Origin of the sequence: Methylotuvimicrobium sp. KM1, from assembly GCF_044788715.1 — a bacterium.
Classification (GTDB): domain Bacteria; phylum Pseudomonadota; class Gammaproteobacteria; order Methylococcales; family Methylomonadaceae; genus Methylotuvimicrobium.
In genome coordinates this window covers 81,125-103,619 of sequence record NZ_CP173170.1, presented here as the reverse complement: position 1 = coordinate 103,619, position 22,495 = coordinate 81,125, and the positions used below count along the sequence as shown (strand labels likewise).

At 45.5% G+C, this 22,495-nt stretch carries 20 protein-coding genes; all 20 read right to left on the bottom strand.

The features are described from left to right. Window positions 1–42: 42 nt before the first annotated feature. The 20 genes from ACINK7_RS00470 to rfbC all read right to left on the bottom strand — a co-directional run bounded on the left by ACINK7_RS00470 (window position 43) and on the right by rfbC (window position 22,494). A complete protein-coding gene (locus tag ACINK7_RS00470) occupies window positions 43–1,065 on the bottom strand; it encodes a glycosyltransferase family 4 protein (RefSeq protein ID WP_404359059.1) in 1,023 nt (340 codons plus the stop codon). A 91-nt stretch (window positions 1,066–1,156) separates the two neighbouring features. Next, window positions 1,157–2,116: an NAD-dependent epimerase/dehydratase family protein gene (locus ACINK7_RS00465; protein WP_404359057.1), complete on the bottom strand. Its 960-nt coding sequence runs from the start codon at window positions 2,114–2,116 to the stop codon at window positions 1,157–1,159. Window positions 2,117–2,129: 13 nt separating this feature from the next. Next, window positions 2,130–3,260 carry a non-hydrolyzing UDP-N-acetylglucosamine 2-epimerase gene (gene wecB / locus ACINK7_RS00460; RefSeq protein ID WP_404359055.1) on the bottom strand — a complete coding sequence of 377 codons (1,131 nt, stop codon included), beginning with the start codon at window positions 3,258–3,260 and terminating at the stop codon, window positions 2,130–2,132. Further along, window positions 3,253–4,242, bottom strand: a complete 990-nt coding sequence (locus ACINK7_RS00455) for a polysaccharide biosynthesis protein (RefSeq protein WP_404359054.1) — start codon at window positions 4,240–4,242, stop codon at window positions 3,253–3,255. Before ACINK7_RS00455 ends, wecB begins: the two co-directional genes overlap by 8 nt. A gap of 32 nt (window positions 4,243–4,274) precedes the next feature. Continuing rightward, window positions 4,275–5,132, bottom strand: a complete 858-nt coding sequence (locus ACINK7_RS00450) for a dTDP-4-dehydrorhamnose reductase family protein (protein ID WP_404359052.1) — start codon at window positions 5,130–5,132, stop codon at window positions 4,275–4,277. Continuing rightward, window positions 5,132–6,376: a glycosyltransferase family 4 protein gene (locus ACINK7_RS00445; RefSeq protein WP_404359050.1), complete on the bottom strand. Its 1,245-nt coding sequence runs from the start codon at window positions 6,374–6,376 to the stop codon at window positions 5,132–5,134. Before ACINK7_RS00445 ends, ACINK7_RS00450 begins: the two co-directional genes overlap by 1 nt. Before the next feature lie 22 nt (window positions 6,377–6,398). After that, window positions 6,399–7,847, bottom strand: coding sequence for a hypothetical protein (locus ACINK7_RS00440; RefSeq protein WP_404359048.1), 1,449 nt, complete (start codon window positions 7,845–7,847; stop codon window positions 6,399–6,401). Next, entirely contained in the window at window positions 7,844–10,273 is a 2,430-nt protein-coding gene (locus ACINK7_RS00435; protein ID WP_404359047.1) for a hypothetical protein, read from the bottom strand. The genes ACINK7_RS00440 and ACINK7_RS00435 overlap by 4 nt, the downstream gene beginning before the upstream one ends. A gap of 10 nt (window positions 10,274–10,283) precedes the next feature. After that, window positions 10,284–11,195, bottom strand: coding sequence for a glycosyltransferase (locus ACINK7_RS00430; protein ID WP_404359046.1), 912 nt, complete (start codon window positions 11,193–11,195; stop codon window positions 10,284–10,286). 53 nt (window positions 11,196–11,248) lie between these two features. Next, window positions 11,249–11,587, bottom strand: coding sequence for a hypothetical protein (locus tag ACINK7_RS00425; RefSeq protein ID WP_404359045.1), 339 nt, complete (start codon window positions 11,585–11,587; stop codon window positions 11,249–11,251). A gap of 76 nt (window positions 11,588–11,663) precedes the next feature. After that, window positions 11,664–13,147 (bottom strand): IS3 family transposase gene (locus ACINK7_RS00420; protein ID WP_404361446.1). Its coding sequence is split into 2 segments (ribosomal slippage): window positions 11,664–12,718 and window positions 12,718–13,147, totalling 1,485 coding nucleotides; the frame shifts between segments, so codons are not numbered across the junction. 194 nt (window positions 13,148–13,341) lie between these two features. After that, on the bottom strand, window positions 13,342–14,352 hold the full coding sequence (locus ACINK7_RS00415) for a glycosyltransferase (RefSeq protein WP_404359044.1): 1,011 nt from the start codon (window positions 14,350–14,352) through the stop codon (window positions 13,342–13,344). A 37-nt stretch (window positions 14,353–14,389) separates the two neighbouring features. Further along, window positions 14,390–15,517, bottom strand: coding sequence for a glycosyltransferase family 4 protein (locus tag ACINK7_RS00410; RefSeq protein WP_404359042.1), 1,128 nt, complete (start codon window positions 15,515–15,517; stop codon window positions 14,390–14,392). 5 nt (window positions 15,518–15,522) lie between these two features. Then, the gene (locus ACINK7_RS00405; RefSeq protein WP_404359041.1) at window positions 15,523–16,671 is read right to left on the bottom strand and encodes a glycosyltransferase family A protein; all 1,149 of its coding nucleotides are present in this window, start codon (window positions 16,669–16,671) and stop codon (window positions 15,523–15,525) included. Between the two features lies 1 nt (window position 16,672). Continuing rightward, window positions 16,673–18,175: an oligosaccharide flippase family protein gene (locus ACINK7_RS00400; protein ID WP_404359039.1), complete on the bottom strand. Its 1,503-nt coding sequence runs from the start codon at window positions 18,173–18,175 to the stop codon at window positions 16,673–16,675. Window positions 18,176–18,185: 10 nt separating this feature from the next. Continuing rightward, complete coding sequence (locus ACINK7_RS00395) at window positions 18,186–18,941, bottom strand: cephalosporin hydroxylase family protein (protein ID WP_404359037.1); 756 nt, start codon at window positions 18,939–18,941, stop codon at window positions 18,186–18,188. Next, the gene (locus tag ACINK7_RS00390) at window positions 18,934–19,611 is read right to left on the bottom strand and encodes an acetyltransferase (protein ID WP_404359035.1); all 678 of its coding nucleotides are present in this window, start codon (window positions 19,609–19,611) and stop codon (window positions 18,934–18,936) included. Before ACINK7_RS00390 ends, ACINK7_RS00395 begins: the two co-directional genes overlap by 8 nt. Next, window positions 19,611–20,714, bottom strand: a complete 1,104-nt coding sequence (locus tag ACINK7_RS00385) for a DegT/DnrJ/EryC1/StrS family aminotransferase (protein ID WP_404359033.1) — start codon at window positions 20,712–20,714, stop codon at window positions 19,611–19,613. The genes ACINK7_RS00390 and ACINK7_RS00385 overlap by 1 nt, the downstream gene beginning before the upstream one ends. After that, on the bottom strand, window positions 20,711–21,937 hold the full coding sequence (locus tag ACINK7_RS00380) for a methyltransferase domain-containing protein (protein ID WP_404359031.1): 1,227 nt from the start codon (window positions 21,935–21,937) through the stop codon (window positions 20,711–20,713). The genes ACINK7_RS00385 and ACINK7_RS00380 overlap by 4 nt, the downstream gene beginning before the upstream one ends. Further along, window positions 21,934–22,494 (bottom strand): dTDP-4-dehydrorhamnose 3,5-epimerase, encoded by a 561-nt coding sequence (rfbC, locus tag ACINK7_RS00375; protein ID WP_404359030.1) that lies wholly within the window; start codon window positions 22,492–22,494, stop codon window positions 21,934–21,936. Before rfbC ends, ACINK7_RS00380 begins: the two co-directional genes overlap by 4 nt. Window position 22,495: the final 1 nt, after the last annotated feature.

Genomic DNA, 22,495 nt, shown 5'->3' with positions numbered 1-22,495 from the left:
TGCAGCCCGGATAAAAGAAACGCCATGCGACATCATCATTTATCAATCATTTGTCGTTCCGGCGCCAAGCTTGAGAACAGCAACACACAAAGGCGCCATCGCGACGAAACAAATCAACGGCGCCCAAGTTTGGTACATCACCGACACATAAGCCCAAGGCAGCAGCCAAAACACGTTGACCGTTAACACGCCTTGCGTGACTTTTTTATGCGAATTCAAGTGCCTCGATAATATCTGATAGGCATGACTGCGATGCGCCTGATGCCATGCTTCACCTCGCATAATACGTCTAAGCAGCGTGACCGTCGCATCGACAATGAACACCGCCAGCAGAATCCACCAACTCCATAGATTCATCGCGCCAGACGACGATGTCAGCACAGCAAGCAGACCTAAAACGAAACCCAAAAAACCGCTGCAAGCATCGCCCATGAAAATTTTTGCCGGCGGCCAATTCCAAACCAAGAAACCGCCCGCCGACACAGCCAACAACAGCATCAGCAAGGCCCAATCATGCTGGTCTTGTATCAATAAAAGCAAAGCCGCCGAAACCGCCGTCGTCATTGCTTCTACACCGGCGATACCGTCGATTCCGTCCATGAAGTTATACAGATTCAACAGCCAAACGAGCATGACGGCATATAGGCAAAACAAAAGAAGCCCGCCGGAAACAACGATTGAAAAAATACGAAACGCGGGCAATTCTGGCAAGATCAATAACGCACCCGCCACCGCAATCAAATGCACCAAAAACCGCCATTTCGCAGGTATCGACCGGTGATCGTCCCAAAAACCGATGCCCGCAACCAATACGCCGGGGAAAATCAAAGCAGCAACGTAAATATTATCCAGCTTAATGATATCGAAAAACGACAGAGCGCCGACCGCCGACAAAAACGCCAATACAATCGGCAATCCACCACCTCTTGGAGTCGGCACGACATGAGAACTGCGGGCATTCGGCACATCCAATAGACTTTTAGTCAAGGCATAACGCCTGAACCACCCCGTCAACCAATAACTTAACGCAAAAACGAACGCGCACAGAGCTAATGTAATTACCATACCGTCTTAAGCCCCGAGCCGACATTCATTCTGATTTATCATACCTAGATGCGTAGGGTGCGAGATGTGCACCCTACAAAATAATTGAATTTCACCTTTCAAGATACCTAACAATCTCGGGCAACGAGCTATTCAAATTATGAACCGGCTTAAACCCCAATTCGCGCTCTATTTTTGCCGATGAATACCAGGCCGAACCGATCAACTTTTCCAGCGCATCGGAATCGAACATAAACCGCCGGCCGCGTAACATGCCGATGCCATCGCCGACTTTAGCCATAGTCCGTAACCATGCCAACGGCATTGTCAGCGATGACGAAGGTTTTCCCAAGGCTTCCCGAATCCAATCATAAATCTGACGTGTCGAATAAGAATGCCCATCCGTCACGATATAAACCTGCCTGGCGGCTTCCGGTTTTTCGGCAGCCAATAAAGCGGCTTGCACCACATCCTCGACATGCACCATCGAGCGCTTGTTGTGTACTTCCGGCAATGGCGGAAAAACGCCTTTTCGAATCGCATCGATCATGCGCGGCAAATTTCCTTTTTCGGTATTGCCGTACACCATACTGGGCCGGATCACCACCGGATGCGGGACATAACCGCCATGCAACACCAATTGCTCGGCTTCGTATTTAGATTGACCATAGGGCGTATCGGCAGGCATTTGCACATTCTCATCCATTGGCCGGCTCTCACAATAACCAACCGCCTTGACGCTGCTGAAATAGATGAACTTCTGCACACCGGCCTGTTGTGCGGCCTCAAGTAACTTACGCGTACCTTCAGTATTTACACGCCTATAATCATCAATATCTTGAGCCACTTCCGTAAGGGCATGCGCCTTACCCGCTAAATGAAAAACTATGTCAATGCTCGTGCAAATTTCTTTAGGAAAGGAATCACTAGTTAAATCCAAATTTACATTGTCTTGTTCACCGTTTATGTTCCGCCTGATCAGTGTCCGAACATATAAACCTTGTTGCAATAGTTTATCGCACAGTATTTTGCCTATAAAGCCGCTCGCTCCGGTCACTAATATTTTTTTCATGGGTTACTTTCTATTATACGTTTCTCGACCAAACGGTACGATTGACATAATCAACATAGCTGAGAACGATTCTAAGAACTTGTTTGGAAACCGGACCCGCTTGATAGTCCGCTATGGGATGCATGACTGGCCGTTGTCTGTCATGTTGCGAAACGATGACCCGCACGGCATCCAGCACTCGGTGTTTTTTGAGCCCGCTCATGATCAGTGTGCCGACATCCATGCCCTCGGGACGTTCATGAGCGTTGCGGATAGTGATCGCGGGCAAATTCAACAATGAAGCTTCCTCGGTGATCGTGCCGCTATCCGAGACCACGCAATAAGCTTCCATCTGCAATTTGATATAGTCACAAAAACCGAACGGTTTTAGGAATTGAATTTGAGGATTAAGCGTGCCGAGTTGCAAAGCATCCAAACGCTTTCGTGTGCGGGGATGTGTCGAGACGATCACAGGTAGATCGTAGGCATCTGCCAGAGCATTGAAGGTTTCGACCATATCCAGCAGGTTTTCAGGCGTATCGACATTTTCCTCGCGATGCACGCTGACCAAAAAGTACTTGCCAGACTCCAATCCCATGCGCCGAAGAACGTCGGATTGCTCTACTTGCGGCATGTAGTGTTCGAGTACTTCGTGCATGTGCGAGCCGGTTTTGATGATGGTTTCAGGACGAATGCCTTCGGCGATCAAATAACGACGCGCATGCTCGGTCAGGACCAGATTCATGTCGCTCAAATGATCCAGGACTTTTCGGTTCAGTTCTTCAGGCACGCGTTGATCGAAACAGCGATTGCCGGCTTCCATGTGAAATACCGGAATTTTACGGCGTTTGGCGGAAATCACCGCGAGACAAGAATTAGTATCGCCATAGAGCAGTACCGCGTCCGGTTTTACTTGTTCCATGACTACATCGGATTTCTCGATTACACGAGCGATAGTCTGTGCGGCGTTGTCGCCAACTGCCTCCAGGAAAAAATCCGGCTTGCGTATGCCTAAATCGTCAAAAAATACTTGATTGAGCTCGTAATCGTAATTTTGGCCGGTATGGACCAAGACATGTTGGGTATGCAGGTCAAATTCGGCTATCACCCGGCTCATTTTGATTAATTCGGGCCGGGTACCGACGATGGTCATGACTTTAAGCATTCAACTCTTCCTGAATGTAATCCAATTTCAGCAGTAGCGCCTTGATCTCTTCGACGTTCAAACGCTGGGTATTATGCGATGTGTAATCGTTGAGATGCGAGATTTTTTCCTCGCCTTCGCTGAAATATTGCGCATAATTGAGGTCGCGGTTATCCGCCGGAATTCGATAATAACCGCCCATATCCTCCGCTTTCGCCATCTCCTCGCGAGAAACCAGTGATTCGTACAGTTTTTCGCCATGCCGGGTACCGATTATCCGAATAGGGTTGCCTTTCTCGAACACTTCTTTGAGCGCTTGCGCCAAATCAGCCACGGTAGAGGCCGGCGCTTTCTGAACAAAAATGTCGCCTTGCTTGCCATGTTCGAAGGCATACAATACCAAATCCACCGAATCTTCCAACGACATCAAAAAGCGCGTCATGTTGGGATCGGTAATCGTTAAAGGTGTACCTTCCTTCAATTGGGAAACGAAGAGCGGAATCACCGAACCGCGTGAGGCCATGACGTTGCCGTAGCGGGTTGAGCACAGCACGGTCTCACCTTCGTTCTGCATGCGGGCCTTGGCCACTACGAATTTTTCCATCATGGCCTTGGACAAGCCCATGGCGTTGATGGGATAGACCGCCTTATCGGTGCTGAGCATGACAACCCTTGAAACGCCGCGGGCGATGGCGGCTTCCATAACGTTTTCCGAACCCAGGACATTGGTGCGTACCGCTTCCAGGGGATAAAATTCGCAAGATGGCACTTGCTTCAGTGCCGCGGCATGAAAAACGTAATCCACGCCTTTCATGGCCTGATGGATGCTGTCGTATTCGCGAACATCGCCAATGTAAAACTTCAGCTTGGGATGGTTCAAGGCGATCCGCATTTCTTCCTGTTTTTTCTCGTCGCGACTGAAAATCCTGATTTCGCCGACATCGGTGGAAAGAAAGCGCTTGAGCACGGCATGGCCGAAAGAACCGGTGCCACCGGTGATCATTAAGGTTTTATCATTAAACATTTCAAACAGTCTCAGCGCGTTTTATGCATGAGTTCGACTAAGTTAGGCCAGTCGGGCGCAACATACCCCGTTGCGGCGGTAAAGCGCTCCGAATTCAGGGAGCGGTCGATGATTAGCCTGTCATCGGGCTGAATGTCAATGGTTTTGTGATATTTCATTGCTATCAACTTTAACAGGTCGAACTTCGAGATCGGTTTGGCCGATAGATGATACAAGCCGCATAATGCGGGATTGGGCAAGACCCAATCATGGATTACGTGAGCCAATTCTACAGTAGGCAGCCCGGAAAAAATCGCTTTTCGGTAGCCTTTAACACTATCTTGTTGAGACAAAAACCAATCCACCAAGGCATGATTGGAATTCAATTCATGGCCGATGATCGATGTCCGCAAGGTGATGGCGTGGCCGTCGTCGTGCAATTCGCCCATGTGCTTAGACTTGCCGTAAAGGTCTTCGGCATCCGAGGCATCGGCCTCGGTATAATTGCCTTTCTGCCCCGAAAAGACGCAATCGGTGCTGACGTGAACAAGCCTCACGCCAGCAATCTTACATATTTTAGACAGTCTGTGGGGCAATAGCGAATTAACCGGTAATACCACGAGTGGATTTTTTGCGCTATCGAGCTGTTTAATTAATCCTACCGCATTGATGACCACTTCCGGCTGAATTTGCGAAAAGGTGTCAATTAAAACATCTTGGTTCAAGAGATCGACACCCGAAATCAATTGGCGTTGGGTAGCAGAGTCGAAAAAACGTCGCATGGAATCGCTACGGATAGTTCCGAAAGTTTCGTGTTGGCCTTGGCCGACAAAAAATTTCAACACCGCATGTCCCAGCATACCGGTCGCGCCTAACACTAGTACCCGCACTAGCTTTCCTCTCTATTTTTGTTAATTCTTTCGGCCAGAATTTCGATTAGACGCTCGGCTTGACTGCGCATCTCAAAATGCTCGCGATAATAGTCGTATCCGTTCGCCCCCATCTCATCGCGTCGAGCTTGAGACATCGCATACATCGCCAGAATATTGGCCGCCAATTTTTCAGCGTCTTCCGCACTGCCAGTCAAGCCGGCTCCGGATTCTTCAATAATTCTGGTGCCTTCCCCGTTCAGCGCCGCGATAATAGGCCTTTTGGTCGATAGATAAGCCTGAATTTTACTCGGAATGGTGTAAGAAAAAATCTCTTCATCCTTCAAAGTCACCAATAACGCGGCCGCATATTTATATATCGTTGGCATAGACTGCATAGGATAGCGGCCGGTCAACACCAGATTATTCAGATCGAATGTTTGCTTTTGGTTTTTCACCCATTCCAGCATGCTACCGCTGCCAACCAGAACAATCTTGATGTGCTCATGGTCTTGCAAGCGTTTTGCGGCTTCGACAATAGTCTCAATCGACTGGGCCTTGCCAATATTACCAGCAAATACCAAGCAGAAGTTTGATCCCAGCAATTGCACGAGTTCATCGGGCAGTCCAGCTTCTTTATCGTTCAACACCGGTTGCAAATCGACCGAATTGGGATAATAAACGATCTTGTCACTCTTCGCCAGCCGACCGACTGGGTCGCGAAACGCCCGAGATTGAATCAACAAGCTGTCAGTGAAATGATAAATTCCTTTCACTAGCCAACCGACGAGTTTTAGCAATAGCGGATGACGTAAATGGCCAGTCGCCGCAAGGCTCTCGGGCCATAAGTCCTGAATCCATACCGCAAGATGGGCTTTTTTTGCCCATTTAAGTGGTATCGCAGGGATCACGGCGGTAATAGGCGACGGCATAAATACCAAGATCGCATCTACTTTTCGATCCTTTATGAAACTTGGAAAATATCTCAATCCCGCGAATACAAAAGAAAAATAATTCAAAAATAATTCTCGCGAGCCGGCTGAGTCCCTCGGTCGTAATGGCGCCCGAAACACATCGATTTTCCCTTGATAGGATTCCTGCTGAATTCCTTTTTCCGAATATCCTTCAAATAAGATGCCATCGGGATAATTCGGTTTACCTGTTAACACGGTAACTTCGTGGCCTAGCCGATGCAAATGTAGAATAAGATCATTGATAATAAAAGATTCCGGCCAGAAATACTGACTGACAATAAGTATTTTCATCGTAAAAGATACTTGTTGACCTTCAATCAGTCCGAATAGACATAGATTTTCTATAAAAGCGCGCCAGGAATTTATCCGCTGCGTAAAAAATCAATACGTTAAGCAGAATGGCTCCAAACAGCAGATAGGATTGCTTGGGCACATATCCGAAACTAGCAAACCTGAATGCGACCACCTGCGCAATTAAGGCGCACAGAATCATATTTTTCCCGCCTACGCGGAACACGAAAGCCTCAACCAGGGCCGCAACAGAACCTAATGCGAACATGCTGGCAAACAGAAACAAAAACGATCCTGGATAAAAAAAGAAGGCGACAATGCCGGGCAGAGAAATAAAATGATGCTTGGTTTTATCGGTTTTTGCATAAGGAGACGTAATCAAATTATTGTCATAAAAACTGGTCTCATTTTCATTGTAAGTTTCTTGTAATGCAGCCTTCCATAAATCCCAACTAAGATCGGGATAACTAGAGACGGCCATCACCCCTTCCATGCCAACCCATCGATCAATAAACAACGGCTTGGTCATGCTATGCGCCACTATAACGTGTTCATCCTCAGCTAAATAATCCTCAAAGGCCGTGGATCGTAAGTAATTCACTGAAAAAACCGATCCTATAAAAAATACAGAAAAGATAAGGCCAGAAAGAAGAAAAAAAAGCATATTGAATTTTATTGTATACTGTTTCAGCGATGCCAGCACACCATACATGAGCGCGCCTCCATTCAAGATCATACCCCTGCTCAGCAGGGATACATTTGAAACCAGAGTTTCCAGGAATCCCAGGAGCATGGCAGGTAGAAAAGTCTGCTTCCTTATTTCGAGTTCGTACCTCAGTATCAAGGTAGAAATAGAAGCAAGCCCAAACTGCAACAGCCATTTATAAACGCCGTTAAGTCCAAAGGGTAATATCGTGCGAGTAATGCAACCCCGCTGGTAGATTCCCAAATGTACATTCGTTATCGCTACTGCAACGGTAAAGAATACAAAAACCATCCAGATGAATTTTCGATTATTTGAATAGAGACAGAAAAGCCCCTTGTGAACAATACCTTCTATTTTAGCGGGATACACGAAAAACAGTTTTCCTTTGAGATAGCTGGCAAGAAGAAAGCCCGAGAGGCCGCAACTTGCAACCAGCAAAGCTCGATCAAAGGCAGCACCAGAACCATCAAAGAATCCTACTGACTCGTGGAATACCCCGCTTGAAAACGCAACCCGAATGGTTAGCTTGAGCCAGAATCCCAGCCAGAAAAATATGCCCAGGAATGTATCGAAGAAAATTGCGTTCTTCCTGAATCCAAAATAAAGCAGGAGGTTGGAAACAATAGTAAAAAGGATATAAGTGAAGCCTTGCCCAGGATATTTGACATAAGCCAGCACTGAAAGGCCCAGGACCAATCCCCAAAAAAGGACCAGCAGTGCCTTTATGGCGCCTTTACTGAGCACTTCTTCAAGATTAGGTCTCATGCAGCATTCCTTTCAAACTTGAATACCGTCAGGCGGTTTAACAACACGCCCCAAAGGAAGTAAGTAAAAATCCCCGGGTAGGGCTGTCTGAGGCCTACTTTTAGGGAGTTGTCCACAAGCAACAGGAACAGCACCACCAAACACAGCCCCACCAATCCGAGTGGTAAATTCTGCCAGTTTTGATATATTCGAGCGCACGTCAGTGCCAGTAATGTTATCAGCGGTAGTAGAGCCAGGAAGCCAAAATTGTAAATTAGATCCAGGTAGAAATTGTGCGCACTCGGATACCTGGATCGATCTGGTGCTTCGCTATGACCAATCAAAATCAACCTGGGGCTTTCAACAATCTGGTCCCAATAGTAGCTCCAGTAGTCAATCCGTTCTTTCAAATTCGGTGGCACTGTATCCACCGCCACTACCGCTTTGTCCACACCATAGTCAGATGAAGGTGCACTCAAAAAACCGAACTTGAAAACAACCGCATCCTTCGCGAAAAAAAGGTATCCAATGGACAGAGCTGCCACAAGCAGCAAAACAAGAGCCGGAAGCTTTGCCTGATTGCCTCTCCAATGCCATATTCCTAACAGCAGAAAACCAATCAGCAAAAACCCGATGGCAAGCATTGAGACCGATGCAGCAACATATATCGCCATTACCGGCACTAACACAAGCAGAACACGCCGCCAATTCAATACATTCCATAAAGCGTAAAGCGCGACCAGATAGGCGCTGACAAATATGACGGGTACGTATTGCAGATGCTGGTATATGCTGAACAAGCCTACAGACGGTGCCAAATAGGAAAAACCCTGATACCAGCTGGAGAGGAGATGCAGCGGAACGATAATGGCCAGGACGCTGAGAAACACCTTTCCCAGAAGCTTTCCCCCCTCATCACTCCTGCCTGTGTCGTACGCTTGCCCCAATGCCAGGGCGAACATTGGCAGGATGTATTGCAGCAGCAAAATCAACTTCGATTCTTCACTTTCGATGTTGTCTATAGACGAAACGACCGTCGCCATCACCATGAAGATGCAGGTCAGAAATATCGTCATGTAGGCTTTGATTGCCCGCCTGTATTCACCCAACACCACTATTCCCGCATAGCAAGCGAAGACGGAAAGCGGAATGGGGAGATTGACCAGCCTGCCCCCCGAATCGAACGCAAAGGAAGGGTCGCGGAACAGTCCATGGCTTGCCTGGAAAAAAATCGGAATCAGCAATGAGACCGCCATGATGATCCTGATTTTATCTTTAGCGGGTTCAAAAAGCTGATTCAGAGTTTCCTCCTTTTGGGAACTGGAATAAAACACATAGGCCAGCACGGCGCTTAGAAGATAAAGCCCTGCCATCAACTCCCTACCGAGCAGATAATAAGCAAATGGCACTGCGGCCAGCAGCAGGATATTCATGATGACATCGGGCCCGAAGACGTCATGCTCCTCGTCCTGCTGCAACAGCCTGAACCGTATTCGCTGGGCATAAACCATGACCACGCCGCCTATCATGGATAGCCCGACAGCCTGCCAGAAGAAGAACGACTTCCCGGTGAGTGCGAGCATGGGCAAGTCAACGGCAGCAGCAATGAATATGCATGCCCCAACCGCAAGAGAAACGTTCAACGCCAAGCGCAGCAAATAAGGGAAATGGCGCTTGCCGCTTCGCTGCTCATGGAGAGTGATACTTGCGCCAAGCGCATTTGCGAATACTGATCCGGTCACGCCCCCGATCGCGAAAGCCGTGAACAGGTCGCCTGCGGTTTCCTTTCCGGTCACGAAAAGCACGAGGAGCCTGAAGACATAAACGGAGATCCCGATAATTGCCGAAGACCCAAAATGCGGAATCAGGTTGAAAGTAAATCCTTTCAAGGATCTCGAGTTTAGGGACAAGGCATTCAAGATAGCACCAAAACAGGCCAGGAGAGGCAATGCTGCCCACAACCACAACCCCAAGTAAGGATGAGACGTGTCTAGCAACAGCCAGCCGAAAGCCATGACAAGCAGTACGACCTGGATCGCAAGATACAGACCGGCTTCTCGCCGCCGGTCGAGCCGCTCCAGCTCGCTGAGATGCACCTCTCCCAGCCATTCCGCGCAGCGGCGCAAGATCAGAACCACAGCAAGCCCTGCCTCGACACCCGCGCTAATGCTGAGAAAATAGGAGACGGCCGCGAGAGGCAGCAGCAATACTAGGCGGGCTAGCATCATCGAACCAGCTTGCACCGGCGATGATTCGCTCAAGATGAGACTGCGCGCGTTGGCCGAGAAAGCGAAAAACAATGCAAGGGTTGCGCCATGCACCATGCCGATGTCGGCTGCCAGTCCCGATTGTCCGCTCACACCCAATGCGATCAACAATACGGTCATCGCGAATGTATTCGCCATGACCGCCATTGGGAAAATCATATAAGCAGTTATTTTAATCAACTCTCTCTCCCTAGACTATATTATTTTCGATTACTTGCTCATCCCCAACCATCATCGTCTTTTTTAGAAACTCATTAACACCCACCAACTTAATTTTCAGTTTGGCTTGTGTAAAAGTACATCTTACAACAGCCTCCGCGATAGATTTTGATGAGTCCGGATCGTATTCTTCTGAAGGCTGAATCACATCATTCACATAATCCAGTCTTCCAGCCAATACAGGCAAACCTGCAAATGCAGCCTCAATTAAAGGCAAACCAAGAGACTCATACAAGGATGGATAAATCATTGCACTAGCATCACGAGAAACCATCATCATATCAGATTGATTACACCCTCCTATTATCAACACTTGTAGATTAAATACGCGAATTTGCTCTTTGATCCATTTACATAGTGACGCAAAACGTTGCTCGTCTAGCGTCAATGCTAACGATGGAAACATCCTCATTCTTGCGAGCTTGATCCATGCTTGAATGAGGGTCTTATGATTTTTTTGTGCTTCTCCAGACGCAACATAAACAAAGTCATACTTGACATTTATCTTCTCTTTATACTGAGCAAAGTAAGCGCCCTTCGTTCGCATGGCGTTACCAGGAAACAGTCGCTGTTTGCCATCAATTTCTGCCTTTTTTGCATCTCCGCAAGTGATTGATAGTAAGGGTAAAAAAGCTGTTTCTTGAGAGGCTTTCTTTCGATAGCAGGTGCAGCAAAAAAAGGCAGAATCGATGCCCCAGCATGTAAAGTTTGTTATTACCACCATGTCGGGGTGACCGGTGCGCATATCACAGCGCACTTGGTGGTCGACTGGGAAAAAGGGGCGAAAGAACCATGGATCATCGTCAGCGACCTGCCCAGCAATGGCGATACGCTCTATGAATATGGGCGGCGCTTCATCATCGAAGAGAGTTTTTTGGATCACAAATCCAACGGTTTTCAGTGGGAATCTTCGCAATTGCGCGAAACCGAGGTGCTTCAAAGGCTCTGTTTCATCATGGCGGTCGCCACCTTGGTGTTGGTTTTTACAAGGGGTGCGGTCTTTGCCTCAGGCAAGCGGCGGCGTGTCGATCTGCATTGGTTTCGCGGTTGCCGTAAAATCAATGCCACAACAATAGTCAACTCAACTTCCATCGCTACCGAACTGAGGAAATATGCCGCAATAGATAACGGCAGAAGCAATAACACCCGAAAATGTAAAATATCTACAGCAGCTACAGGAGTATGCTGGTTAAGTATCAAGCTACGTGCATTCGCGGAGAAGGCATAAAACAGCGCAACCGTGGCAGCCTGAACAATACCTACTTCGGTAGCCATCTCGCTTCTGCCAGCGGAATGTGTCAATGACTTTGAGACACCAAGTTGATTTATTTAGTGTCTAATTGTTGTGTATTTATGGGTCGAGGTTCTCCTTTGTGTTTATAGGCGGATTAATCCAAACGGCGTTAGGCAAGCTGGGTGGCAAAGGGCACTTTCCTTTGAATCGCTTTGGATTGGCGAGGAAGGCAATCTCCAGGGTTTTTGCGCGTGCTTGGTATACCGTAGCCGCTTGGTCGAAATGGACGGTGGCCGGGGTCATGTAACCGATGCCCGAGTGGCAATGGGACTGGTTGTACCACGGGAAGAAGCGTTGGCAATGGCTGCGGGCATCCTCAAGGCATCCGAAGCGGACGGGGAAATCAGGCCGATATTTCAGGGTTTTGAACTGGGCCTCGGAATAGGGATTGTCATCCGAGACATAAGGCCGGCTATGGGTCTTGGCGACATCCAGATCGACCAGTAAGGCAGCCACGGGCTTGCTGCGCATGCTGGAACCGCGATCGGCATGCAGCGTCAGTGTATTCGGCGGGATGTTGTGCTTGGCCACCGTCTCGGCGATCAGTTGCTCGGCCAGTTCGGCGGTTTCCCGCGGGGCGACCATCCAGCCAACGACATAGCGGCTAAAAATATCCAGGATCACATACAAGTGGAAACAGGTCCATTTAGCCGGGCCTTTGAGTTTCGTGATATCCCAGCTCCAGACCTGGTTAGGCGAGGTGGCCAAGAGTTCCGGCTTGGTGTAGATCGGGTGCGTCCGTTGGCGCCTACGCTCCGCTGACTGGCCGTCCGCTTCCAGAGCACGATACAAGGTGCGCACCGAGCCGATGTAGCGCCCCTCGTCCAGCAGAGTAGCATAAACAAAATACGGTGAGCAGTCGGCGAAGCGTTCGCTGTTAAGCACCTCCAGGAGTTGCTGCCGCTCATTAGTCGAGAAAGCCAGCGGGGCGGACGGACGGGGCACCCGCGTTACCGACACAGGCGCCAGGTGGCGCCGACGGGCATCCTCGCGATAGACCGAACTGCGGTTCAAATTCAGGGCTGCACAAGCCGGAGCCAGGCCGACCTCCGGGGCCAACTGGTTAAGGGCTTGCATCAGCTGGACTCGCTCGGCGTCTCGTCCGTCGGCAGTCCGAACAAGACGCAAAGTTTTTTTTGGACATCAATAATGGCATTGGCCTGAGCGAGTCTACGACGCAGGCGCTCATTATCCTGGGTAAGTTGGCGCACACGACGGTCCTCGGCCTGAGCCGGATCGGTCTTGCGCCCGCGCTTTTGCGGCGCCAGCGCGGCACGCTGATCGGCAGCACGCTGTTTGCGCCAAGTGGCTAATTGGGATGAGTAAATCCCTTCTTTGCGTAATAGGGCGCCAATCTCACCCGGCTGAGTACAGCAATCAGCGGCATCCAGGATGCGGCGCTTGTCGCTGCTGGTAAATTGTCGGCGCTGGGCGGTGGCAACCACCTCCGGATCGGGCCGCGCGCCGGAGGTCGCGTTTCCAGCCGCCCTACGGGCGTCTTCCAACGCGACCTCCGGCGCAGTTAATTGTGGTGATTCCATGGTCTCTGCTTTTGATTTGCTCATGATTCTGGCCTACCTTTATACTCTAATTTCCGAGGGGTCGGTGTCTCAGGTCATATTGGCACAGGAGGCAGACAATCCGAGCAGAATTAACACCCCAGTCATGGAAAAGGTGTTGATTACAAAAGCTATTGGAAATAAATTCCTTGAAATCATACCAACGCAAACCATTGTCAAAGAGGCCCTATGAATTTATTCAAAAAGGTCTCAGGGGTATCGGGAGGCACTTCTGGATTTTCAATGCCCATGTGCCTCATCACAGCTCTTGCTATCGACAATTCAGAATCTGGATCAAAGGTTACATCAGGATTAACCACATCTCTGACATAGTCACGCTCACTTGCAATAATTGGCAAACCAAAACTTCGTGCCTCTAGCAAGGGGAGGCCAAATGATTCAAATAATGATGGATATATCAGTGCACTGGAGTTCGCATATAAATGACTCACTTGCTCAGATGTCACAGACTCTGTTGTAATCTTCAAATGATGGGCACGTGACTGTTCATCAATAAACTTTACTAAAGACGCTTCTTTCGTGCGATCCAAAGTTAAGCGCAAAGACGGTCTAAGCCCATGCTCAGAGAGCATGACCCAGGCCCTTATAAGAGCCCTGTGGTTTTTGTGCACCTCCCCAGATGCAACGTATAAATAATCAGACTTATCCTCTGAGAATCTTATTGATTCGGATTGAACAACCTCAGGTAAAAATGGCATTACTAATGCCTCTTGGCCTAAATATGATTTAAGTTGCCTTTGCATTGTGTTTGTTTGCACTAGGATTTTAGCGTCGCGCATAAAAAATCTTAGCCATAGTCTTTCAACAATAATTCTTAACCGCACTCTGAGCGGGAGGCCATCAAGCCCACACTTGCTACAAAGATATCTATTCTGTAAATAAACAAAAATAGTGCCGGAAATTTTAAAGAGAGGGGGTAAATTACCAAAACACAAAACAATGTCATTGGGGTTCGCAAATTTTCTTAAATAGAATTCTGCTTTTAATCTAGAGAGTATCGTTGGTTTGAATCGAACGATATCAATGTCTTTTTTTTGCGGTACAAAAAACTCAAACCGACTATCGAGAATTAACAGGGCCGGACAATCAATTGCATCAATCAAAGAGCGTAATAAATTACGCCCGCCTCCCTGATGGATATTAACGGCATGGATTATTAAGGGCATTTTATTCCTGGAGAAACTAAATATTACTTTATTGAGATTATTGGCGAATTTTATTAAACAGCTCATCCCAATGCGGCGCAATTTTAGAAATACTCAATCTATCTCTCCAATATGAACTTATTACCTCAGGATCTCTAAGATTTTCTTTATACTTTGCAACTTCACTTATCAACGCTTTTGCTAATGATTTTGATCTAAAATTTAATGCGACTGAACCAAACCTGCCATTACCGGCAAGATATTGTAGAGACTCAACGGGAGTTACCACAACGCTTACACCCAAACACAGAGCCTCAGCTGTAACTAAAGAAAAACTTTCTAACCTTGATGGAACTATCAAAATTTGAGCGGTTGATAAAATTTTTTGTGTATCTTCAAAACTTAAAGATCCAGTAATAGATAAGTTGCTTGGGGATGACTTAAAGAGCAAGCTTTTTGTACCCTCTGGGCAATTCCCAATAACCACAAACTCATAATCAGCTAAATTTTCATGCGTAATCGCAATAACTTCAGCGAGCAAGTCTGAACCTTTACACTCAACATCGTCCCACCTACCTATGGCTACAATTTTCGGAGCTTTTTTTGTAAGCTTTGTTGAAATACATACATCAGATACAGGGTTTGGTATAAACACTGCTCTCGCTTTATTAAGCTTCCAGTAATCAAAAAATTTTCTAAGGTTAATTAATGCTTTTGGGCTCTCACAAACAACAAAATCAGCAAGCTTAATTTGATCAATCTTTTTTTGAACTGCATATGAATATCGATAACGCCATTTGACATGCCTAAGAATATTTAATGGGTTTTTTAAAATGGGTTTGGTTCTAAGATAATTTGGAATTAGTGGGTATCCAATAGTGCCATCTGTATCGCCCTTGATTATTAAAGGAATATTCTTATCTTTAATAATTTTTAGAGCATTTGTTAGTTTTGGATCAAATCTAGAAATCGCAATAACAACATCGGGCTTGCTAAATAGAAGATCTTCGTTCAGCCAGTCAGTGAGTTTTTTTAGTTTAAAACCGAAAATTAAATTTAAATTAGTTTCGCAGCGAGTTATCAGCTCAACTTCATGTCCAATTAATTTGAGAGACTGTGGGATCGTTATTGGATCTTTATGAACACTACTATTTTCATCGTAGTAGTCAATAAAAACTAATTTCATAATGATCAATGTCCAGCTGCATCAAGTATCGAAATTACTTTTCTTGCACCTCTTAATCTTAACAAGTAGGGCTTAATAAACTTTAATTTTGTGTTAACTAATCTTTTGATAAGCCCTCTTAAAAATAGAAAACCTGAAAATTTTTGTTTTATTTCATTAAAAAACAACTGGACTTGCGCATTATCTTCACTGATTGCCTGATTAATTGACTCTTCTAATGAAAGTATATGTTCCTTTGGTAATAGTCTGGCAAATTTCTTTTCTTGCAATTCATTTAGACATTTTTGATATAAAAACTTCATATCAAATCGGTTAATTAAATCCAGCCGCTCATAAAGATGGCATGCTGAAAAAAAGTCTTCAGCAATTACATTTTCAACAAAAAGCGATTTAATTGGTGAATACTTTATCGGCCTATTTAAATCGAGCGTGGCGACATAAACAGAGGAGTCAGTCAAGTACGCATTGCCTCCATTACTAACTGCTAACCCCTGAGATATCATCAAGGAACATGTCAAATGTGTAATTTTTTTTTGCTCAAACAAACAATTATAAGCAAAAGAAAAGTCTGGATTGATTGGCAAAAACGCTGCACCTGCTTTTTGTCTAATTTTTCTAACTATCTCCATTGATACAGAAGAGTTTAAACCTCTAGGGAGTGCCATTGGATAAGCGCAATTAAGCGACATTGACTCGACCATCAATACTTCTGAATTTAAAATAACACTCTCGCACTTTACATTCTTGTGGTCCATCAACATGCTAGAGTCAGAATAGTATAAATCCCAGGGCCAGCTTATTATTTTGTTTGATTCATTCTCATTAGAATGAATATCGTCAAGGGTCTTTAGGGCATTTTGTTTTAATACCGATCTATCTGTCAAAACCATCAAATACTCGCCATTTGCAAGTAAAGAGAGTTGTTCCCAATGCTCAGGCATAGAGAGCACTTTTTTTTGCTCTATATATATAACCCTTTTATCTTCAAGCAAGTCTAAAATTGCCTGCTTAACATTTTCATCTGCCCCATTATTTGAAACTATTATTTCAAAGTTATCAAAATTTTGGTTTGTAAGGCTTTTTAACGCATCTCTAACAAGGGCTGGTCTTCCTTTAGCAGGAAGAAGAATCGTAAATTTCGGGGGCTGGTTCATTTCATTTTCCTATATTTTTGCTTTTAATTAACTTAAGCATTTCATTTTTTATTGGAAGTGTGGCCAATATTAGTAAAGCTGAAATAAAAATATAGAATAGAAGTCCAAAAAATGTGAGCAATCTGTTTTGCCCAAGATTTAAAAAATAAAAATTGATCGGTATCGCTACCAGAGAACTAATTAGTACTGGTTTAAGGATTATTACTTTAATGAATGGTTTTAGCTCACCACATAATAACTTTTGGTGCATTTTTATTGTTGCGATAAAAAAGATTACTAAATTTGATAATGCCCATGCAAATGCAACGCCAGTTGCTCCATAAACATTTACAGCTGCATACGCAGTAGGGATTAATATCAATAAACCAATCAGATTGCTTGTAATTGAAAGCGTTGTCCATCCATGAGCTTGCTGCAAAGAGAAGGGAATTAACATTAATGTATTACAGTAAATTCCAATTACAAGCATGCTCAAAAGATTACCGCTAATTGATGCAACGGAAGCATCATTTGTCCAACTAAAAATAACCTGATAGCCAAAAAAGAAACATACAGCAAAAATTGGTGTTGCAATCAGTGTAGCAATCTGATTTCCAGTATTAAACAAAAACAACTCATTTGATTCATTTTTAAGTGAAGTAGCAACATTAAGTTTTGGACTAATGGTTGCCACAATTGGATAAATAAGCATCGGCAATATTCCCGTTATTGTAAATGCCAACATGTATGTGCCAAAACTTTCCAAGCTGCAATAAAAAGAAACGATAAATTTATCTGATTGAGTAAAAACTAGAGCTATCAGATTCGTTATTGTCATTCCACCAGCAAAGTTTTTTACTTTACTTATTGCAGAAAAATCAATTACTGGAACAGCATGACCTTTTGGAATATATCTAAAAAAAATCTTGCGTAGATAAATAACATTACATATTGAAACTAGAGCCTGCCACGCAAAAAAAAGTACGATTGATGGATGAAACGAAACAAGAATTGCAGCTCCGCTAAATTTTAAAGTTGAAAAAAAAACTTGAACCTTATTTAGAGCATAATGCTTTTCAAGCCCAATCAACCCACCTCGATATATCCCCTCACAAAATCTTGAAGCCACAACAAATGATGCAACCTGTATCGCCTCAACTAAAGGTAAATTTGATGCATCTTCAGAGTTAATCCACAAATCTGAAATCAAACCTGAACTAAGCAAGAGGATTAATAAAACACAGATGGAGATGGTGTAAATCAGAGTTTCAAAAGTGAATATTAAATTTCTTATTGACTGAGGGCTATGTTCACCTGACTGAAGTTTTGCCATTTCTCTTGTAATTGTTGGCGTAATACCTAAGTCAAGCAAACTTACCCATGTTTGTAAAACTGTATAAATGCCAATTAAGCCATAATTAGCAATACCTAAATGCTTTAAGTAAATTGGGACAAAAACAATGCCAACTAGAGCAATCCATCCTTGGCCAGCATAATTAATAAAAGCATTTTTTTTTATAGACATCTAGTTAAAGCTACTTTATTCGTTTGAGATAACCATCAGGCGCAACAGTAATAAGTAGTTTATCTTGAATTGATTTATCAGTCTCAAACTCTGAATGCGACTTTATATATTCCCAAACTGCGGTTTTAGGGTTATTGCCGATACCCCATGGACGGTCGGGGAACATTGCATCAGGCATATCTTCAATTACAGTATCAAATACAACGCAATAACTACCTTTTGAAGTTAAGGGCGCGTAGGCTTCTAACTCAGCAAGCACATGATCATGAGTGTGGTTAGAATCTAAGCTCACTAATATACGTTGATAGTTTTTTGCATACTCATGCACTTGATCAATCACATCTTTTGCTATCGCCGAGCCTTGAATCATGTCGATTCGGTTTGACATTGGGTGCGCCTCAATAGCTACCCGATTATGCTCTCTAATATCAATATCAATACCTAAGACACGGCGCTTTGGCTTTGTTGGGTCAATCAGTTCACCCTTCTCAATTGCCTCACAATAATCAAGCATGGCTAGGTAAGATGCATTCATAACCAGTGAGCCACCATGTGCAATGCCCGTTTCAATGATGAGATCTGGCTTGACCTCCCAGATCAACTCCAGCATCGCCACCATGTCTTGTGGAAATTGAATAATTGGACGCCCCATCCAAGAAAAGTTATATGAATACCGATACTTACAAGCACGGGTAAATAAATTCATTGCATCTTTTTGTAAAGATTTATCAGATGCCATCTGTTGACAAAATTTTGGTTCAAGCATTTTCTAATTTCCTAATAATTTTGGCAGGGTTGCCATAGACTAAAACATTTGCTGGGACATCTTTAGTTACCAAAGAACCGGCTCCAATCGTTGAATTATCACCAATAGTTAAATTGGGCAGCACGGTGGCACCTGCACCAATAAATACATTTTTACCAACCATTACACAACCACACAAAGTTGCATTGGGCGCTAAATGTGTCCCATCACCCAATATTGATTCATGGTCTACGCTAGCTTTTGTATTAACAATACAGGCATTACCAACTGATGCATCGGCTCCAACAAAAGCAAAAGCACAAATATGCGTGTTTTCACCAATTATTGAAGTATCAGATACATGCGATTTAGGGTGAATTAAACTTGGAGTTTTAAACCCATCAAGTTGAAACATTTTTAGAAAATCGATTCTGTCCTGACCTCTGCTGCCACCAATTGCAGAGACTGCTGACATTTTAAAACCCTTGCCTGAATTTTTGATTTTATTTACCCAATCAAAATATCCTTCATATCCATCTAATACTACCAAGTTACTGATGGGGGATACCAGTGAAGAGTTTTTATCTACTAAAGCAACTACTTCATCGCCATTTAAGCGAATAATTTCATCAAGAACTTTTGCATGTCCTTTAGCACCCCAAATTAAAAATTTTTCTTTGTCTGTTTTCATTAACTTTTTTTTACTACTTCAATCACTCTATCAAGTTCTTGAATTGTTATATCATGATAGCTAGGCAAGTTTATAGCGCGATTAGGAATATCCCAGGCATTTGTATTCGTTGACTTTTCTATAAACATAGGCAAGCTGGATAGTGGATAGAAAAACACGCGCGCATCAATGTTTTCATTCTTGAACGCAACTTGCAGCTTTTCCCTAGTTATCCCAGTTTCCTTACCGAATACTACGGACGGCATCCAGTATCCATTCTGTGTATTGAGTGGCTCCGGATTCATACTTACACCACTCAAATCAGCCAATCCAGCCTGATAGTAGGCAAAAATCTGGCGCTTTCTGGCGATCAAATCTCCTATTCTTTCCATTTGGCCACAGCCGATGGCAGCTTGAATGTTCGACATCTTGTATTTATACCCAATTGCATCCGGCCAGAACTGTTTGGTTTGCCCGCGTGCGCGCCCATGATTCGACAAGGTGAGTACCTGTTCATAGAGTTCGGGATCAGATGTAATGAACATGCCACCCTCACCCGTTGTGAGTGTTTTTGTACCGTGAAAGGAGAAAACTCCGAACTTTCCCATAGAACCGGCATGTTTGTTGCCATGCCAGTAAGAGCCGATGGCTTCTGCCGCGTCCTCAATCACTGGTAGGCCATACTTTTCGCCGAGTGCCAGTAATTTGTCCAGATCGCATAAATTGCCATAAATGTGTACGGCAATGATTGCTTTGGTTCGCGGCGTAATAGCTTTTTCAACGGCATCCGGATCGACACACCAGGAGTCCGGTAACACATCAACGAATACCGGCGTGGCTCCCAGATAGGTGATGGGGGCAGCCGATGCGATCCAGTTGGTGTCGGCCAGGATAACTTCATCACCGGGGCCTACCCCGATTGCAGCCAATCCCATGTGCAAGGCACCGGTACAACTGGAGGTTGCTATCGCATATTTTGCGCCGGTGAACTCCTTGAATTTTTCTTCAAACTTATGAATGTATTCATAGCACTTCTCACCCCATCCGTTGCGAGCTGCGTCGGTAGCATAAGCCACTTCCAACTCGGTAATGGAGGGCTTTGTGTAGTGAATTATTGACTTCATACTATCTCCAGCTTTGGCACTGCAGTCACAAACTTAGCGCCCCACTCACGCGCGCAACTCAATTGCGCTTGCACTTCCTCACGCAGATTCCAGGGCAATATCAGAATGTAGTCAGGGCGTGCTACTTTGATGGCATCTTCACTGACAATCGGAATGCGTGTGCCAGGTAAATACTTGTTCTGCTTGGCCGGATTGCGATCAACAACTTGCGGCAGAAGGTCCGGTCTTACGCCCGCATAGTTGAGCAGGGTGTTGCCCTTTGCCGCTGCGCCATAGGCCATGATGGTTTTGCCAGCTCTCCTGGCCTGTATGAGAAAATCGAGCAGGTCGTTCTTGATTTTATCGGTGCGGGTTTGAAAGCCCTCATAGTAGGCCCGCTGCGTGATGCCGACGCTTTGCTCACGTGCCAGCAGCGCAGTTACCTTCGGACCAACGGCATGCTTGCCGGCATCCTTGCGCTGTGCAAATACGCGTAAGCTGCCGCCATGCGTTGGTATTTCCTGTACATCGAACACCTGCAAACCGTTGGCTTCGAATATCGTACAAACCGCCGTCAAGGAAAGATAGGAAAAGTGCTCGTGGTAGATAGTGTCGAACTGGGCGTTTTGCACCAACTGCATGAGATGCGGGAATTCGAAGGTGGCAACGCCCTGCGGTTTGAGCAAGCGCGCAAAACCAGATACGAAATCGTTAATATCGGGCACGTGTGCCAACACGTTGTTGGCCGCAGTCAGATCAGCCTGCTTGCCAGCGGCAACCAACTGGTCGGCAAGTGCTACTCCAAAAAAATTTTCAACGACTTCTATACCCTTTTTACGCGCTGCCTGAGCTGTACTTTTCGTCGGCTCAATACCTAAGCAGGGAATGCCCGCGGCTTTGACATACTGCAGCAAATAACCATCATTAGAAGCGACTTCAACCACGTGCGAGCTACTCCCCAGCTGAAACTTGGTCACCATCTCATGAATATAGGCTTCCGCATGCTTGAGCCAAGAGGTCGAGAACGAACTGAAATAGGCATACTCCGCATCAAACAGCTCTTCTGCACCGGCATAATCTTCGGTTTGGACCAGCCAGCAATGTTCACAAACCATGACTTTGAGCGGGAACCATTTTTCCGGCGCTTTCAGCTGCACAGCGGTCAAATAGGCATTGGATGGCGGCGCACTGCCAAGATCGACGAATGTGGTAGTTAATTCACTTTGGCAGTGACGGCATTTCATACTGCTAATCCTTTGAAGTCTGCGGATATCATGGGGTGAGAACGGTCGCGGTCCGAAATTTCGGTGATCGCGAGTGGCCATTTGATGTTCAGTCTTTTATCAGTGGCGTTGAGGGCGCCTTCCGCCGCTTTCACATAGGGAGCTGTATGGAGATAAATCAGCTCGCAATCGGCTGCCAAGGTCTGAAATCCATGGGCGAACCCTTCCGGGATCAGCATGCTGCGACGGTTTGAGGCACTGAGGATTTCGGCATGCCATTGCAAAAAAGTCGGCGAATCACGCCTTAAATCCACAGCCACATCGAATATTTCACCGCGCAAACAACTGACCAGTTTGACCTCGGCATAAGGCGGATATTGGAAGTGCATGCCGCGCACAGCACCAGCCAATACTGTGTAGGTATGATTGATTTGCTGAATCTGCTTTCCAAAACCGAGCGCAGCAAATGCATTGGCGCAGTAAAACCGGCTGAAAAAGCCACGGGCATCTTCGATCGGATTGCGTTGCACAACGGTAAGTTCAGCGATGGGCGTTTGCATAAATTCAAGTTGCGCCATG